The organism is Micromonospora sp. RTBAU3-60, from assembly GCF_054963695.1.
Window position 1 is genome coordinate 61,500 of sequence record NZ_JBUEGB010000022.1, and the last position, 15,485, is coordinate 76,984.

Genomic DNA, 15,485 nt, shown 5'->3' on the forward strand with positions numbered 1-15,485 from the left:
GGATCAACCCATGCTCGCTGATCTGTGGCCCCAATTCAGCCTGACCATCTCCACGCGACGACTTGAGCTCCGCCTGCCCCGCGAGGAGGAACTGGCGACACTCGCTCACCTGGCCGGCAAAGGCGTGCACCACCCAGACCAACGTCCGTTCTTGACGCCGTGGACCGACGGCAGCCCCGAGGATCGGGCGCGGTTCGTGCTGCAGCAACACTGGAGCCAGCTCGCCGGGTGGACCGTCGCAGCGTGGCGACTCGGTCTCGGGGTCTTCCGCAACGGCGAGCCATTGGGCGTGGTCACGCTTCGAGCCCGCGATTTCCTGGTGGTCCGGGAAATCACGACCTCGGCCTGGCTGGGCATCGAACACCAAGGCAAGGGCTACGGAACCGAAGCTCGCGCCGGTCTGCTCACGCTGGCGTTCGACCACCTGGACGCACGCGCCGCGCTCACCGAGGTGTTCCAGGACAACCACGCCTCTCAGCTTTTCGTTTAAGTGCGCCACGAGCGCGGAAGGTGGGGTTGTTGTGTAGGGACCTTGCTGGATGCGGTGCTGTGTAGGAGATGAAGGTCTGGCCCTTCGGCGTCGCCCTGCGGGGGGAGGCGTCAAACCACCTCAAGCTGCGTTGGCTGAAGACCGTCGTGGTGAGCGTTGAGGAAAAGGCGCACGTGATGTGTCAGGTGGGGACCGGGAAGGCGAGCGCGAGCGAACCGTTGATGACGCGTCGAAACAAGTAGATGACATCGAAACCGGGGCGGTTAAAAGGGCCCGGGATGAGCCTGGCGGGCGACCCGTTGTACTGGCCAGGCGGTGTCCGGCGTAGAGGCGGCGCGAGTCCGGTCTGCGGCTTCTGCATGGAACGTGGGAAGGCGGACGCCGATACCGCTGCCTTGGCCGTGCGTGGCCCGGGGGCGAGAGGGAGCGCGTCGAACGGCAGAAACCGTGAGGCGTTGAGTACCGTCGCGGCGTCCGCTGGCGGACCGGCCCGTAGTAGCGGTGAAGCCTCTGTAACGGGGGTGGAGCGAAGGGGCCGGCTCATCTGTCGATCTGTTCACACGAACAACCGGGCGCTGTCTCGGGAGGAAGCGGGTGGGCGTGTCGGAACCGCAGGACAAGCCGTTCAACATTCCGAAACGGCTGGTGTGGGAGGCATACGAGAGAGTCAAGGCCAACAAGGGCGCCGCCGGGGTGGACCGGCAGTCCATCGAGGACTTCGAGACGGATCTGAGGAACAACCTCTACAAGATCTGGAACCGGATGTCGTCGGGGACTTACTTCCCACCTGCGGTGATGGCGGTGGAGATACCCAAGCCGAACGGCGGCGGAACCCGGATTCTCGGGGTGCCGACCGTCGCGGACAGGGTCGCCCAGACGGTGGCGGCGATGACGCTGGAACCCCGGACGGAGTCGATTTTCCATGCGGACTCCTACGGATACCGGCCACGACGCTCCGCGCTGGACGCGGTGGCCAAGTGCCGTCAACGGTGCTGGCGCAAGGACTGGGTGATAGATCTTGATGTCGCCAAGTTCTTCGACAGCGTGCCGTGGGACCTCATGGTCAAAGCGGTCGAGGCCAACATCACCACCGACCAGCGTTGGGTACTGCTGTATGTGAAGCGGTGGCTCGCCGCCCCGATCCAGCAGCCTGACGGCACCCTGGCCGAACGTGATCGAGGAACCCCACAGGGGTCGGCGATCTCGCCCGTCCTGGCCAACCTGTTCATGCACTACGCGTTTGACACCCGGCTGGAACGCGAATTCCCGACCGTGGAGTTCGAACGCTACGCCGACGACGCCGTGGTGCACTGCGTGACCGAGCGGCAGGCGCAGAATGTGCTGGCCGCGCTCGCCGAGAGAATGGAACACGTCGGGCTGCGTCTGCACCCCGACAAGACCAAGATCGTGTACTGCCGGGACTCAAGGCGGCGAGGCTCCTACGAGCACATCTCGTTCACCTTCCTCGGCTACACCTTCCGCCCCCGCAAGGCCGTCTATCCGGACGGGAAGGCGTTCACCTCCTTCCTGCCCGCAGTCAGCCCGCAGGCACTCAAGGCGATGGGCAAACGGCTCCGCTCCTGGCGGATCCACCGACGCAGCGGGGACGACCTCGCTGAGCTTGCCGCATGGATCAACCCCATCGTGGCGGGCTGGATGACGTACTACGGCCGGTTCTACCGGTCGCAGCTACTGCCCCTCCTCCGGCACGTCAACACCTACCTGGCGCGCTGGGCCCGGAAGAAATACAAACGGCTGCGCTCCCTCAAACGGTTCAAAGCCTGATGGACCGGGATCCTCGATCGAGACCCCGGCCTGTTCCGGCACTGGGCCTGGGAGAGCCATTTCCTCTGGAAAGGATGAGAAGAGCCGTGTAACGGGCGACTGTTACGCACGGTTCCGTGGGAGCCCAGGGCTGCGATGCCCTGGGCGACCCGACCCCGTGTGTTGTTTACGTGCTGTGATGCTGAGGTCGCGTTTGGCGGTTTTGCCGACGTCGTGGCGGGGTGCTGGTCTGCGGTTTCGTGATCCGGGTGGGCGTCCGGGGCCTGGCCGCGCGGGTTTCGGAGCACTGGCCGGCAGAGGGGTCTTCGGACGCAGGTTCCGAAATCCCCGACGGACCCGGGCGGGAGTGAGCCGGTCAGGTGCTGCCGGCTTCTCCCATGGCCGACGCAGGTCCGCGACGAGGGGACGTGCGAGGCGTAGCTGAGTGTAGGCGGCGATGATCAGCCAGGTCCACCGGTCGGCCGCCTGCGGGGTGCGGATCTTCGGCCGGGTCCAGCCCAGGGTCTGTTTGAACAGCCGGAACGTGTGTTCAAGGTCGAATCTGCGCAGGAAAGACTGCCACCAGCGGTCCACATCGGCGGCGCTGGCGCCGACGGCGGAGCACCACAGCCACACCGGTTTCGGGTCACGCTCGCCGGGCAGGTGCTCGACCTGCAGCCGGATCAGGGTGCCCTCGATGACGGGTAGGTCACCGTGGTGGTCGATCCAGCAGGTGCGGCGGGTCAACCTGGGGTGCAGTCGGTTCCAACTGGCTGCTTCGGCGGTGCCGTACCGGCTGGTGGCGGTGGTGCTGTGATGCTGCGGGGCCGGCCACGTGTCCGGCGTTTCCAGGCGGAACTCGGGCCCGTGTTTGGGCGGTCGGCCGGTCGCGCCAGGGTGTCGGGGCGGCTTCGGTAGCCGTAGCACCCGGTCGGCGCGAAGCCGGCCGAGCAGCTGCACGGGCAGGTCAGCCAGGACGAACGCCAGCCGGGTGATGTCGTAGCCGGTGTCAGTGACGATCAGAACCGGCGGGTCGCCGGGACGCCATTGCCCCGCCGCGATCAGCCGGTTCACCACCTCACGCAACTGGGCCGCGGTCACCGCCGTAGCGTCGTCAGCCGGGCCGAGCCGTTGCGCGTCCAGGACCTGCGTCCACGACGTGCGCCCGGACTCCAACGCGGCGACGAACGAGTACGGCCAACCCGGGATCATCTGCGCCTGACCCTTGCCACGGCCGTAGGTATGGCAGAACAGCCGGTCAGGGCTGGTGGACGCGTCCGGGCGCAGCCAGTTACTGACATCGACCGCCAGAACGATCCGCCCGTCCGCGGTGCGCGGCAGCGGCAGCCCGCTCAGGACGACCCGTAGCCGGGCGATGTCGACCCGGCCGCTGTTCAACCCGTCGTACAAGGCACCGTGACCTCGCCGATGCTCCGGAGTCAGCGTGAGGTCGGCCAGATTGTGCACCGGCCCGTCCTTACACAGGACCGCGTCAGTGAGCTCGAACAACACGTCCGCCCGACGGATCAGGCACTGATAGACATCCCGACGAAAGCCGGCCAACACCGCTGCCGGATCCGCCACCGGCCCTCTCGACGGGGCGCCGGGTAGCACCAGCCCGCCCAGGTAGTCCAGAATCGTGGCCACGGCCACCGCCTTGATCTTCATGTTCTGCCAGGAACCGGAAGATCATCAGGCGGTGGCCGTCCCCACGTCGAACGCGACACGCCGACATCCACACAGGAGCAAACCCAGCCACCGACGGCTGAGGTTAAACGGAAAGCTCAGGGCGTGTCCCGCAAGCTCGGCTACGAGCACGACGGCATCTCCGTCGACGCCCGCGATGGCGAGGCCGTCGTATCCGACCGCCTACGGCTCACCAGCGAGAAGTGGGCTCAGGAAAAGCGGCCGACGGCGACGGTCGACGGGTTTCCGGCCTGCCGCCCGATGTTCGGCCTCTGAACCGCGTCCGATCGAAGAGCAGCAGGTGCTCCCGGAACAGCGGACCCGACAGCGGGCAGGGCACCTGGGAGTTGCAAGCGCCAGAGGCGCTCTCGCCCTATCGCTGCCCGGCCGCCCACATCGCGGCGACGATGCACAGCAGCAGCAGACAACTGAACCCGCCGCAGAGCAGCCCCACGCCGACGAACAGACCCTCCACGCGCATGATCGTACGTTCGGCGCAGCGCCGATGAAGCCCCGGAAGATCGGCATGGGCCGGCACGGGGCTTAGCCCTGGAGCTCCTGGACAGGACGTGAAAGCAGGCAGAACTCGTTACCTTCAGGATCAGCAAGCACGACCCAGCTCACATCGGAGGGCTGTCCCACGTCGACGCGTCGTGCACCGAGGGTGAGCAACCGGTCAAGCTCCTCCGCGGTGGACACGCCATCGGCACGCAGGTCGAAATGCAAGCGGTTCTTGGTCACCTTGCCCTCTGGCACAGCAACCACGTCGATCATCGGCCCGGAACGGTCGGAGGCTGACCAACTTGATTAGGAATCGTTGGTGATCATAGGTTAACCGTGTGGACCGTGGCGCTTCGTCTTTGGGCTGGTTCGGGGGAGATTCCGGTGGTGTGGGCCGGTCGTGATCGCGGGTTCTCCTGGATCGATGCTGAGGCGATGAGTCGGTGAGCGGGAAGCTGCCGCTGGCTGAGGGCGAGACTTCCCGTACCGCTTGCGCCCGCGCTTTGCTGCGATCAGGGGTGGACGAGGAGAGCGGTGAGGTCCTGTCGCATGCGGTGCTGGCGCAACGTGTCGGCTGGTGTGCCGATCTGGTGGCGGGGATGGTCTCCAGCCTGTTGGCGGAGCGGTGGAACTCTGCGGATGTGGAGGTGTTGGCCTCCGGACACGACGCGGGTGGCCGGAAGCTTCCGTCGAACGCGTGGATGGCGCTGCGGCGTCTGGGTTGGACCGTCACCACGGCCGAGGGTGTGAGGGTCAATGACCGGATCGTGCGCATGGCGCAGGAGCAGGCGGGGCGGGTTCTGCGTTCGGCGTGGTGGCGTGCTGACCTTACCGCCGGGGTGCTGGCGACGTGGCCGGACGATCCGCGTCAGCGCACCGCGCAGGAGTGGGAGCAGGTACGCAAGGCGGTTCCGGGCGGGGAGCATCTGCCGTCCAGCATTATCAAGTCCCGCACCCGGCAGGCTGCCAGGTTCCTTGCCGCCAATGGGCGGCTGCCGGTGGACGTGTTCGAACTGGAAGGCGTCCCAAGGGTCGCGCGGATGCTGCTGCTGGCCGCGTGTGACAGGCAGCAGGCCAGCATCGAACGCAGCGACACCGACCCTGCGAGGGTGTTGCTGCGGTTGCAGTTGCCCACCCGCCCGGACCCGCGATCGTATCGGGATTGGACGTGGGTGGCCTGTCCGATCAGCCTGCCGCCCACGGTCCCCGCCTCGGCGATACTGCACCTGCCCACCCTGCGGGTCACCGGCCGCCAGGTGCGCGCCGATATGGCATACAGCCACCCGGTGCCGAAGGCCCGGCGCACCGGTCACACGGTCGCGGTCGGCGTGGACTGGGGCCTGAACACCCTCCTCAGCGCGGGCGCCCTGCGACTGCACGAGGATGGGCGGATCACCGCGTTGGGGGCCGGTGGTCAGTTCCGAGCCGCCGGGGTCCTGGCCAAGCAGCACCGCCTGCGCCGGCACGGTGAGCGGCTGCACGCCAAGGCCGACCACTACCAGCGCCTCGCCGGCGTCGACGAGCGGCATCACCTCGTCGGCAAACTGGCGGTACTACGCGCTGAGATTCGCCACGTCTCCGATCGCCGCTCCAATCTGAACGCCGCGCTTGCCTGGGCTGCCGCCCGCTGGGCGGTCGACCAGGCCATCGCCGCCCGGGCGACCGTCATCTACGTCGAAGACCTGCGGTCCTTGGAGGCCAAGGGCATGGGCGCTACCCTGAACACGCGCCTGTCTCAGCAGGTGCGCGGGCAGATCGTCGACCGGATGCGGCACCTCGCCGCCGAGCACGGTATCGCGGTGGTCACCACGCCTGCGCGCAACACCTCGAAGCACTGCCCGCAATGCTTGACACCGCTGCGACACTGCAAGGCCCCCGACAAGTCGACCGTGACGGGCTGGAAATGGGCCCTGTGTCCCAACCAGTCCTGCCGTTGGCAGGGCGACCGCGACCAGGGCGCCTGGCGGCGTATCGCCGCCCGCGGCCTGGCCCATCAGGTCAAGACCGTCATCGACAAGGCCAGCGGGCACATGGTCATCCGCGGCGTGGTCGACAAACTCGAAGCGGCAGCGGTCATCACGAAAAGCCACCGGGGGGACCGGTCGAAGACCGGCCCTACCCGGCGCAAGCCATCACGCCCCGCGCCCAGGCGACGCAGGGCACCCTCCCCCACCCGGCCTCACAGCCGGGCGGGTAAGCGTCCGGAGGGACACGCACCAACGGACCGCAGGCTGCCCCGCGCAGCCCACCGGCACCAGGGCGTGAACACGATCAGCACACCCACCCCCGGTCACCGGCCGCGCGGAGCCGCACTGGGCGCAGGATTCCACTTCCACGCCCACGCGACACCACCACGGTGGGAAACGATCCCGGAAACTCAATCCGACTCAGGATCACTAAGCTGATCAGGGACGCTGCGATGGTGATCACCTCAGCATCCTTATCAACAACCTGCCAGCCGAGAACCGAGCACCAGAAGCCGGTGATCAGTTGTGGTCGGATGGCGTCGATGGCGATGACGGCTCGGCATGCCGTCATTTCACCCACCCGCGGCGATGCACCAGCCCCAGCGCGGCGCTCGTGGCCCCGGAACGGCTCGCCGACGTGGGTGCCAGGATGGGGCGGTGATGGACCTCGACGGCGTGCCCGCGACGGCCGACGACCTGGCGGCGCTGGCACTGGTCAACTACGGCCACTTCACCACCGTCCGGCTGGAGCGGGGTGGGGTGCGCGGACTCGGCCTGCACCTCGACCGGCTGGCCCGGGACTGCGACGCGCTGTTCGGCGTGCCCCTGGACATCGACCGGGTACGCGGGCTGGCGCGGCGGCTGGCCGTACGGGTGGATCCGCCGGCGATGTTGCGGATCAGCGTGTTCGACCCGGATCTCTCCGTCGCCCACCCCGCCAGGGATGCGCGGCCCCGCGTGTTGATCAACGTGCGGCCGGCCGAGCCGGCGGCGTCGTCCCCAATGCGCCTGCACGCTGTGTGCCACCGGCGGGACCTGCCCGGAGTCAAGCACGTCGGCCTGTTCGGCGCCGTGCGCGAGCGTCGCCTGGCCCAGCGCGCCGGCTTCGACGACGTACTCTTCGTCGACCCGGACGGCCGGGTCAGCGAGGGGGCCACCTGGAACATCGGCTTCGTCGTAGCCGGTGAGGTGTGGTGGCCCGTGGCGGACTGCCTGCCCGGGGTCACCGCCCGCCTGCTCGACGGGGTGCTCGCGGGGATCGGCATGCCGCTCCGTCGGGAGCCGATCCGGCTCGACAGCCTGCCCGCCGGCGGTGCGGCCTTCGTCACCAGTGCCGGCGTCGGTATCCGGCCGGTGGCCGCGATCGACGGCCACTCGCTCGCCGCCGAGCCGGCGCTGCTCGATCGGCTGCGGGCCGGGTACGAGGCCATCCCGCCCGAAGCCCTCTAACCGTACCGATGCTCGCGGAGCGGCGCGCCGGCCGAGCACATCCGGGGCCCGGCGGCGCGAGAGGCGGTCCCGACGGGACCCCGCTCCGACAGGGGTCGGCGGCAGAATGGCCGCATGGAGCAAGCGATGCGCGACGCCATCCGGAACGGTGACCTCGCCGCCATCCGCCGCTTCCTGTCCGCGTTGCCGAACGAGGCCCAGTGGCAGGACGAAGGCCGGGCGGTGGCCGCCGAGGTGATCCGCTCCGGCGGCCCAGGGCTCGCCCAACTGCTCTACCCGGCTGGCGAGGTCGTGCCCTCGGGGCCCTGGGGCGATGTCGACCCGGTGGTGTGGGCGGCCGAGCACGGGGCCAGCGAGCTGGTGGAACACCTACTGCACCGGTACCCGGCACCGGAAGCCACGCTGCGGACTGCGCTCAACGCGGCCCGGGCCTGGCTCGACGTCGATCCGGAGGCCGAGCTGCGCCGCCGGTCAAGGTTGGCCGACGACGACGACCTCACGGTGGTACGGGACCATGTCACCGTCGGCAAATATCTGCCCCGAGCGCTGCGGATCCGGTTGACCACCGCCGACGGCCGGCGAGCGGAGGTTCTCGCCGAACACCGGGCCGTCGTCACCGTCCTCGAAAAGTCGCTGGATCTCCCGGTCTCGCGCGACGAACTGCTGGCGCGTGCCCTGTGGTCGGTGGACCCGGAGTCGTGCGACTGGTGGGCGTCGCAGCACGCCGTCACGGTGCGATTCCCGGCGGAGGAGACCTTCCGGTGGGCGGTCGGGCGGCTCGCCGATCCGGAGGTGGCCGTGCGGCGATTCACCGCCGAACTGCTGCACTCGTCGACCGTGGACGGGGAGGCCGTCGACGCGCCGTACGCTGCCGAGGCCCTGGCGGTGCTGCGCGACCGTATGACGGCCGAGACCGACACCGAGACGCTGTGCAGCGTGCTCGGCGCGTACGCGGGCTTCAGCGAGATCGGCGAAATCCTCTACGAGTTCCTGCCCTTCGTCGCGGACGATCGTGCTCCGGTGCGCAGCCGCGTAGCCGCGGACGTGCTCAACGGCGTTGGCGGCCCCGCGGACGACCCGCCGCCGCACGTCATGCGGGCGATGCTGAGCCTCGCCCGCGACCCCGATCCGACGGTACGCACGGTGGCGACGGCCGCGCTCATCCACTCCGTGATCGACGCGCCCGCACTGCGGGAGCTGCTCACCACCCAGATGAACGGCGACGACAGGGAGGTGCAGGTTCGTGCGGCGGCCGGCCTGGCGATGCGCGGGGACGTGCACGCCCTGGCGGAGCTGCGCCGGATGAGCGAGGAGGACGGATACGAGTCGCTCGCCTGGTGGGAGTTCGACCACGTGGAGCGCGTGCTCGCACACGGCTGGCCATCCCTCGAATGACCATCGTGCTGCCAGAGCGGATCCTCGTTGAGTCGGCTTGGGCTTCGCGGTCATGACGAAGGCGTCTGCGATGTCGATGTTCGCCGCGCTGCTGGACCGCTCGGTGGCGCGGATCGGGGAGCTGGCGGCTGATGGTCGTTGTTTCGACCGGCAGGCCGTTGTCGAGATCGCGGACGTCTGGGACAACCACACATTCCCGCTGGTCGGCGCGGCGGTCAGTCGTCCGGCGTGGTTGCGTGAGCGGCGGGCGCGGGCTGCGCTCGGATGGATGGCAGAGCCCGGACCGCGCCGGGCGTGGATGGTCGAGCAAGCCGCAGTAGCCGGCCACCGGCTGGAGCCGCTGCTGCCTCCGCCCGTTCACCGTGTCGTGCACTACCGCGACTACCAGGGGGTGGTGCGGCCCGGCATCGCGCCGCTGACCGCGACGGCCGTCGCGAGCGTCGGCGAGGACTACGATCTGGCCCGTGCCCAGGTCCGCGGCGTGCGGGTGGAACGCGCCGGGCCGGAACTCTGCGGCTACGTAGCCCTGGCGGCGCCGCGCCGCTACCACGCGCCAGGCGATCATGAAGCCGTCGTGCAGTTGTTCCTCAGCGACGTCCAGGCAGTGGAGTTCGACAGCCGTGACAGGGCCGGCGCGACCTTGGCTGCCGATGCCGCCGGAGTCGAGGTCCGGGTGGGCGCCAAGGGACACCTTCGTGCGGCCTCGGCCACGGTCTGGTTCGACGATCGGTCGTGGCATCTGTCGCACGCTGGCCGAGCCGCGGACCCGTACACCCCACGCCGCCCGGCCGCGCTGCGCAAGCCTCCACGAACCCAGCTGCCACCGACGTGCGATGGGGCGCTGGACGCCGCCATGGTGCTCCACCAGGCGATGCTGGAGATCCGTTCGGTGCGCTACGCGAAGCTTGTCGGCCGGGTTCCGCTGCGGGAGCTATGCGAGGCCCTCGCCGGCGCCGGCGACGGCGTGCTCACCGCCGCCGGTCAGCCTCCAGCGGCGCGCAACAACGCGTTCCGACGGCTGGCCGAGAAATGGATCACTGGGAGCCCCAGCTTGGCCCATCGGATCGCCGACCGGTTCGCCGACGGCCACTGGGCCCGAGCGGTGCTCCCGACCAGCTCACCCCGGCCCACGGTGACCGACCTACCAGCGCTAGCCCAGCTCACCTTGGCCGCCTACACCGCCGCCCACACCGAGTTCGGCGCAGCGCGCGACGCCTCAGCGGTGGTCAACCTCGCCGTTCCGCAAGCTGACGGCACGTGGGGACTGCGGGCGATCGAGTTCCCGCGACCCGCGCATCTGTCGCTGCGCACAGCCGCACTCACCGCCCCGAATGCGGCCTCGTATACCGCCGGCGTCTCGCTGTCCCTTGGCGGCGACTTCACCGTCACCTGCCGCGAGCGCGACCCCGGCTGTTGAGTGCCTGGCTGGGTCGGCAGGCCGATCGGGGACAATGCTGCGCGGGTCACCTTCGTAAGATCATCGTCATGCAGCTGATCGAGCGGCCGTGGGGCGTCACCGCCTACGGTGCCGCGAGCGTGAAGTCGATGCCGGACACGGTCCGAGCGCGATTCCGGGTCGTGCGGGTGGAACAGACACCGTCGGACGCATTCGCCACCGCAGCTCAGGCAGTGCATTCGGTACGTCAGGCCCTGCGAAACCACGGCGTTGCTGACAGTGCGGTGGAGCGGTCACGGCTGGATCTCAAGAGCTCCTGGAGCGGCTACGGCCCAGATCGCGTCTTCCTCGGCTACGAGTGCCAGGCGTCGTTCGCGATGGAGTCGGACCGCCTGGACATCGTTCAGCAGTTGCTCGATGACGTCGTGGCCGCCGGTGCGAACGAGATCGAGGCGGTTGACTTCGACGTCACGACGAAGGCCGAGATGCGTGCGGAAGCTCGGCGTCAAGCGGTGGCAGCTGCTCGACGGAAGGCCGAGCTGTACGCCGACGCGGCCGGCGTTCGGCTCGGTACTGTCGTGCACATCGACGATGTCGATCCAGAGAACGTGGGGCACGGGCGATTCCGCGGCCACGGTTCGAGCGGTGAAGCCTCCGCGCAGGACCTTGCGCCCGGACACGTGGTGGTGTCGGCTGCGGTGATCCTCGGTTTCTCGATCGCCCACGACTGAAACAGCGTTCGGGGCACCTGTGCGGACCGGCCCAACCTGGAATCAGGCCGGCAACCACGGATGGCTGACCAGGCGAGCGCTCGCCTGACCAGCCATCCGTGATCGTCTCGAACCGCCTCCGTTTGTCACTCAGCGGTGTTCGCTGACCCCGCTGAAGGTCACGCCACGACCGGTGCGTTACCGGCTGACCCTCGATGCCGAGTCACTGCAGGTGGAACCGGTCGTCGACGGCGAGGGCGGCCAGCTGCGGCACGGAGAACGGCAGCGCTGCCAGCCCCGGACGGTCGCCGTCGAGCCTCGCACCTTGGGCGACGTAGGTGACGACGCCGTCCGGGTGCCGGTAGGCCGCCCACTGGTCGAGTCGATCGTCGCTGGCCGGTCGAACCACGACGCCGACCCGTGCCGCGCCGACAGTCACCACCTGGCAGTCGCCCTGCATGCCCCAGAACTCGCGGGCCAGCGCGCACGGTTCGGCCGGTAGCTGATTGCCCGCGGAGTGCACCTCGACAAGTAGGCGCCCGATCCGCTCCTTCTGGGCCACGGCGGCCCAGGACATGTAGCTCCACACGTCGACGCCGTTCACCTTGTCCTCGAATTGCGCCTGGTGGGCCCGCAGCGGCATCTGGTCAGCCGGCTGGTTCGCCGGGTTGTCCGGCGCGACGTAGCCAGCGGGCACGACGGAGACGATCTCGTCGAGGAGCCGGATTCCCTGGTCGTACCTCGAACCCGCCCGCGCGGTCCGGTCTTCCTGCGGACGGCCGTCCGGCCCGGTCGGCCACGGCTCCGCCGTGTCCTTGGCGGAGGGGTGCGGGATGGCCTGCGGCGCAGGACCCGCCGGGCGGAAGCCGCCGGCACCCGGGGTGCCGATGGCCGTGACAGCGGCGATCGCCAGCACCACGGCTGCGGATCCGCCGCAGGCCCACGTGGTACGGCGGCGGATGCGCGCCCGCCGGGCGGCGCCGAGGGCGGCGGCCGTACTCAACGGTGGCGGCGGCGTGACGGCCGTCATCTCGCTGCGCAGCGCCTCGCGCAGTTCTTCTCCGTTCATCGTTCCCCCTGTGCGATCCCACTGTGCGCGGGCTCCAGCAGGCCGCGCAGCGTATCCAGGCCACGGGCCGCTTGGCTCTTGACCGTCCCCGGCGAGCACCCCAGCAAGGCCGCCACCTCGTCGACCGACAAGTCCTCCCAGTAGCGGAGGACCAGAACGGCCCGCTGGCGCGGCGGCACGGCGGCCAGCGCCTGGAGCATCACCAGCCGGCCTTCCGGCGAGTCGGGCGGCGTCGGCCGCTCAGCCTCATCACCGCCCACCCGCTCCCGCCGCCACCAGCCGCGGCGCCGCTCGTCGAGGAAGGACCGGATCAGGATCTGGCGTACGTAGGCGTCGAGCACCTCGTGCCGAGAGACCCGGTTCCAGACCAGGTAGAGCTTCGTGAACGCCGTCTGGACCAGGTCCTCAGCCCGGTGCCAGTCGCCGCAGAGCAGGTACGCGGTGCCACGCATCGCGTCCGATCTCGCCGCGAAATACTCTGCGAACGCCGCGTCGCGATCGCCCATCCGACCCTCCGATCCGCCGATTCGAGATAGTCACGCGGGGTCCCGCTCGGAGGGTTGCCTCTCGAAGCAAATTCCTCGTGGCACACGACTCCGCGGCTCGCGAGACGGACCCGCCCGCTGTTAAACGGCGGTGGATGTCGGTGGTCATGGGTGGACTGGACGGCGATGCGGCGTGCTTCTGCGTGAGATTGCAGGAGGACCCGATCTGCCACGGCAGCCGCAGGTTGTTGTCGCCGTCTGCCGGGCCTCGGTGGCTAGCTGATCTTGCCGGCGAACTTGACGACCCGTTCGGCAAGGTGGTCGAGCGCCGCGTACTGGGCTTCGGTCAGCGGGTCGGTGTTGTTGCCGCCGGTGACGTGGGAGACGCCGTACGGGTTGCCGTCCACGAACTTCAGCGGGTCGGTGTAGCCGGGCGGCACGATGATGCCGCCGAAGTGGTAGATCGTGTTGTACAGGGCCATGAGGGTCGTCTCCTGGCCGCCGTGCGCGGTCTGTGAGGCGGTGAAGCCGGCGTAGGCCTTGTCGGCCAGCAGGCCCTGCGCCCACTGCGGTCCGAGCGTGTCCAGGAACTGTTTGAGCTGGCTGGCGATGTTGCCGTACCGGGTGGGGGAGCCGAAGATCACCGCGTCGGCCCAGACGATGTCGTCCGCTGTCGCCTTCGGCTCGTTCTTGGTGCGGTCGAAGTGCTGGCTCCAGGCCGCGTTCGACGCGATGGCCTCCGGGGGCGCGAGTTCCGGGACTTGGCGCAGGCGCACTTCCGCACCCGCCTTCTGCGCGGCCTCGACCACCCGCTCCGACATGGCGTGGATGGTGCCCGTGGCCGAGTAGTAGATGACGGACAGCTTGACCTGTGCCATCGAGGTCATCCCTTCGTCGTTCCCGGGGAGGACCCACGGGATGTTTGCGTGGTCAACAATCTCGGCACTCTGGTTACCCGGACAATCGCGGTCGAAACGGCCTCGCCCTACCCGGTGCTGCCGTGGCGTTCCGGACGGACTGCGCCGGTTCGATCCCTGGCCGGACTGCTGGCTCATGATCGAGCGCAGCGGGCGGCGCGCCCTCGCCGGCGATGGTGCTGGCCGGCGTCGCGGCGCGGCTGCGCCATGCCGCCGTTGACCGGATTTGGGCACTGTGTACTGTTGATCATCTGTTATGAATCACTGGCGCCAGACACGTGCGTGATCTTCGCGCCGGAGCTTTGGAGGACCGTGTGCGCGTACTAGCGCGACGACTGTCGATCTCGATTCTCTCGGTTTCTGTGGCGGTGGCGACCTTCGGGTCGCCGGCCCGTGCCGCGACGAACCCGTTCACCCCGGCACAAGCCTGCAACAACGACTTCGGCGGTTCCTGGGCCCAGGCCTCCGACGGCCACCGGTCGATCTACTCGGGCAGCACCAAGGTGGGCGACGTCTACCTGATGTACAACAGCGCGACCGGGTACAACTGCGTCGCCACCCTCAAGGCGGTGGCCGTCGGATCGACGACCGGGGTTGCCGCCAGCCTGCGGGTTGAGGGTGGTTCCTGGGTCACCGACTCGGGCAACTACAAGTACTACGCCGCGAAGCAGCGCTCTGCGCGGGACACCTGCGTCATGTACGAGGGTGAGGTCCTGTACGGCACGATGTGGCAGGCCGCCGGCAGGTACACCTGGGGTAACTGCGGCTGACAAGCCGTGAGCTGCGGGTACGCGGCTGCAGCCGCGTACCCGTTCTCCTCTGGGACGTGGGACGAGAGCTGGGCAAGCCCGTGTTGATCACGCCTGAGGGCGCCTCGAACTACTTTCACGCATTCATGGGCTACGACCCGGAGGGCGACGCGTCGTGGCGATGTCCGGTACCGCTGACAGGGAGGCCGCCGTGGGCGATGCCACCGCTTTCACTCTCGCCGACAACTGGCATGGCGGCTTCTACGAGCTCGCCTTGGAACTCGGTGACGCCGGCGACGACGAGCGTCTCAGGCGAGCGCTGGTCGCCGTCTGGCGGACCGCCGGCGTGGTGGGTTGCTACGCCAACCGCCAGTCGGAGCCGTCCGCGCAGGACGTGGTGCCGTGCACGGTGGAGTCCCTGGAGCGCTTCGGGCACCTACGCGGCGTCGTCGAACTGCCGTCCGGCGACCGGCTGGTCTGCGGAGCAGTGGCGGTACGCGAAGAACACGGCGCCGACTGGCTGGACCTCTACCTGCCTCTGGGCGCCCTCGGCCGGGTCGACGGGCGGGTGGGTGGGTATCCGTGTCCGCCCGACGACGACGATTCGCTGGCCTGGCGTCGGCCGGTCGACGACTGGTTGGCGAGCGTCGGCCGCCGGGTGTACGACGAGGTCGACTTCCGCCTCGGTCTCATCGGATTCGAGGTCTCCGGCGACACCTCGGCCGAGAAGCTGGGCCGCGAGCCCACGTCGCCGCGGCGTATCGCCTACCTCGTGCCCGACGGGGAGGGGCTTCGATACCTGCCCGCTGAGCGGTAGCTCGGGCGCGACCGTCTCGCCTCACCCGCGACCGAGGCACGGGCGGCGCGCTGAATGATCTTGCTGCCCGGGCGGATCTTTCGCCGACGG

Annotated in this window: 14 protein-coding genes and 1 pseudogene; 10 read left to right on the forward strand and 5 right to left on the reverse strand. The window is 69.1% G+C overall.

Annotated features, from left to right (window positions below; all coding sequences use genetic code 11):
• Positions 1–10 precede the first annotated feature (10 nt).
• Both ACY34I_RS21830 and ltrA read left to right on the forward strand, forming a co-directional pair.
• The gene (locus tag ACY34I_RS21830) at positions 11–490 is read left to right on the forward strand and encodes a GNAT family N-acetyltransferase (protein ID WP_462756931.1); all 480 of its coding nucleotides are present in this window, start codon (positions 11–13) and stop codon (positions 488–490) included.
• Between the two features lie 600 nt (positions 491–1,090).
• The gene (ltrA, locus tag ACY34I_RS21835; protein WP_462756932.1) at positions 1,091–2,275 is read left to right on the forward strand and encodes a group II intron reverse transcriptase/maturase; all 1,185 of its coding nucleotides are present in this window, start codon (positions 1,091–1,093) and stop codon (positions 2,273–2,275) included.
• A gap of 102 nt (positions 2,276–2,377) precedes the next feature.
• Here the strand turns inward: ltrA and ACY34I_RS21840 are convergent, their stop codons facing one another.
• On the reverse strand, positions 2,378–3,838 hold the full coding sequence (locus ACY34I_RS21840) for an NF041680 family putative transposase (protein WP_462756967.1): 1,461 nt from the start codon (positions 3,836–3,838) through the stop codon (positions 2,378–2,380).
• 207 nt (positions 3,839–4,045) lie between these two features.
• Between ACY34I_RS21840 and ACY34I_RS21845 the strand changes: the two genes are divergently transcribed.
• Entirely contained in the window at positions 4,046–4,216 is a 171-nt protein-coding gene (locus ACY34I_RS21845; protein WP_462756933.1) for a hypothetical protein, read from the forward strand.
• A 267-nt stretch (positions 4,217–4,483) separates the two neighbouring features.
• Here the strand turns inward: ACY34I_RS21845 and ACY34I_RS21850 are convergent.
• Positions 4,484–4,720, reverse strand: a pseudogene (locus ACY34I_RS21850) (VOC family protein); the annotation flags it as partial.
• Positions 4,721–4,884: 164 nt separating this feature from the next.
• On the opposite strand from ACY34I_RS21850, the gene ACY34I_RS21855 reads away from it, so the two are divergent.
• The 5 genes from ACY34I_RS21855 (at position 4,885) to ACY34I_RS21875 (ending at position 11,379) form a co-directional block, all read left to right on the forward strand.
• Entirely contained in the window at positions 4,885–6,846 is a 1,962-nt protein-coding gene (locus tag ACY34I_RS21855; RefSeq protein ID WP_462756934.1) for a zinc ribbon domain-containing protein, read from the forward strand.
• 222 nt (positions 6,847–7,068) lie between these two features.
• Positions 7,069–7,857 carry an aminotransferase class IV gene (locus ACY34I_RS21860; protein WP_462756968.1) on the forward strand — a complete coding sequence of 263 codons (789 nt, stop codon included), beginning with the start codon at positions 7,069–7,071 and terminating at the stop codon, positions 7,855–7,857.
• Positions 7,858–7,971: 114 nt separating this feature from the next.
• Positions 7,972–9,252, forward strand: coding sequence for a HEAT repeat domain-containing protein (locus tag ACY34I_RS21865; RefSeq protein WP_462756935.1), 1,281 nt, complete (start codon positions 7,972–7,974; stop codon positions 9,250–9,252).
• A 52-nt stretch (positions 9,253–9,304) separates the two neighbouring features.
• Positions 9,305–10,669 (forward strand): hypothetical protein, encoded by a 1,365-nt coding sequence (locus ACY34I_RS21870; RefSeq protein ID WP_462756936.1) that lies wholly within the window; start codon positions 9,305–9,307, stop codon positions 10,667–10,669.
• A gap of 68 nt (positions 10,670–10,737) precedes the next feature.
• A complete protein-coding gene (locus tag ACY34I_RS21875) occupies positions 10,738–11,379 on the forward strand; it encodes an SIMPL domain-containing protein (protein WP_462756937.1) in 642 nt (213 codons plus the stop codon).
• Between the two features lie 202 nt (positions 11,380–11,581).
• On the opposite strand, the gene ACY34I_RS21880 is transcribed toward ACY34I_RS21875, so the two are convergent.
• The 3 genes from ACY34I_RS21880 to wrbA form a co-directional block, all read right to left on the reverse strand.
• A complete protein-coding gene (locus ACY34I_RS21880) occupies positions 11,582–12,427 on the reverse strand; it encodes a hypothetical protein (protein WP_462756938.1) in 846 nt (281 codons plus the stop codon).
• A complete protein-coding gene (locus ACY34I_RS21885) occupies positions 12,424–12,933 on the reverse strand; it encodes a SigE family RNA polymerase sigma factor (RefSeq protein WP_462756939.1) in 510 nt (169 codons plus the stop codon). The genes ACY34I_RS21880 and ACY34I_RS21885 overlap by 4 nt, the downstream gene beginning before the upstream one ends.
• A gap of 254 nt (positions 12,934–13,187) precedes the next feature.
• Positions 13,188–13,790 carry an NAD(P)H:quinone oxidoreductase gene (gene wrbA, locus ACY34I_RS21890; RefSeq protein WP_148799024.1) on the reverse strand — a complete coding sequence of 201 codons (603 nt, stop codon included), beginning with the start codon at positions 13,788–13,790 and terminating at the stop codon, positions 13,188–13,190.
• Between the two features lie 401 nt (positions 13,791–14,191).
• On the opposite strand from wrbA, the gene ACY34I_RS21895 reads away from it, so the two are divergent.
• Both ACY34I_RS21895 and ACY34I_RS21900 read left to right on the forward strand, forming a co-directional pair.
• The gene (locus ACY34I_RS21895) at positions 14,192–14,599 is read left to right on the forward strand and encodes a hypothetical protein (protein WP_462756940.1); all 408 of its coding nucleotides are present in this window, start codon (positions 14,192–14,194) and stop codon (positions 14,597–14,599) included.
• Positions 14,600–14,789: 190 nt separating this feature from the next.
• Entirely contained in the window at positions 14,790–15,395 is a 606-nt protein-coding gene (locus tag ACY34I_RS21900; RefSeq protein ID WP_462756941.1) for a hypothetical protein, read from the forward strand.
• Positions 15,396–15,485: the final 90 nt, after the last annotated feature.

Bases quoted from the DNA above. Each gene is read 5' to 3' on its own strand.
- ACY34I_RS21830 (WP_462756931.1), top strand. From the start codon at position 11: ATGCTCGCTGATCTGTGGCCCCAATTCAGCCTGACCATCTCCACGCGA.
- ACY34I_RS21860 (WP_462756968.1), top strand. From the start codon at position 7,069: ATGGACCTCGACGGCGTGCCCGCGACGGCCGACGACCTGGCGGCGCTG.
- ACY34I_RS21865 (WP_462756935.1), top strand. From the start codon at position 7,972: ATGGAGCAAGCGATGCGCGACGCCATCCGGAACGGTGACCTCGCCGCC.
- ACY34I_RS21870 (WP_462756936.1), top strand. From the start codon at position 9,305: ATGACGAAGGCGTCTGCGATGTCGATGTTCGCCGCGCTGCTGGACCGC.
- ACY34I_RS21875 (WP_462756937.1), top strand. From the start codon at position 10,738: ATGCAGCTGATCGAGCGGCCGTGGGGCGTCACCGCCTACGGTGCCGCG.
- ACY34I_RS21880 (WP_462756938.1), bottom strand. From the start codon at position 12,427: ATGAACGGAGAAGAACTGCGCGAGGCGCTGCGCAGCGAGATGACGGCC.
- ACY34I_RS21885 (WP_462756939.1), bottom strand. From the start codon at position 12,933: ATGGGCGATCGCGACGCGGCGTTCGCAGAGTATTTCGCGGCGAGATCG.
- wrbA (WP_148799024.1), bottom strand. From the start codon at position 13,790: ATGGCACAGGTCAAGCTGTCCGTCATCTACTACTCGGCCACGGGCACC.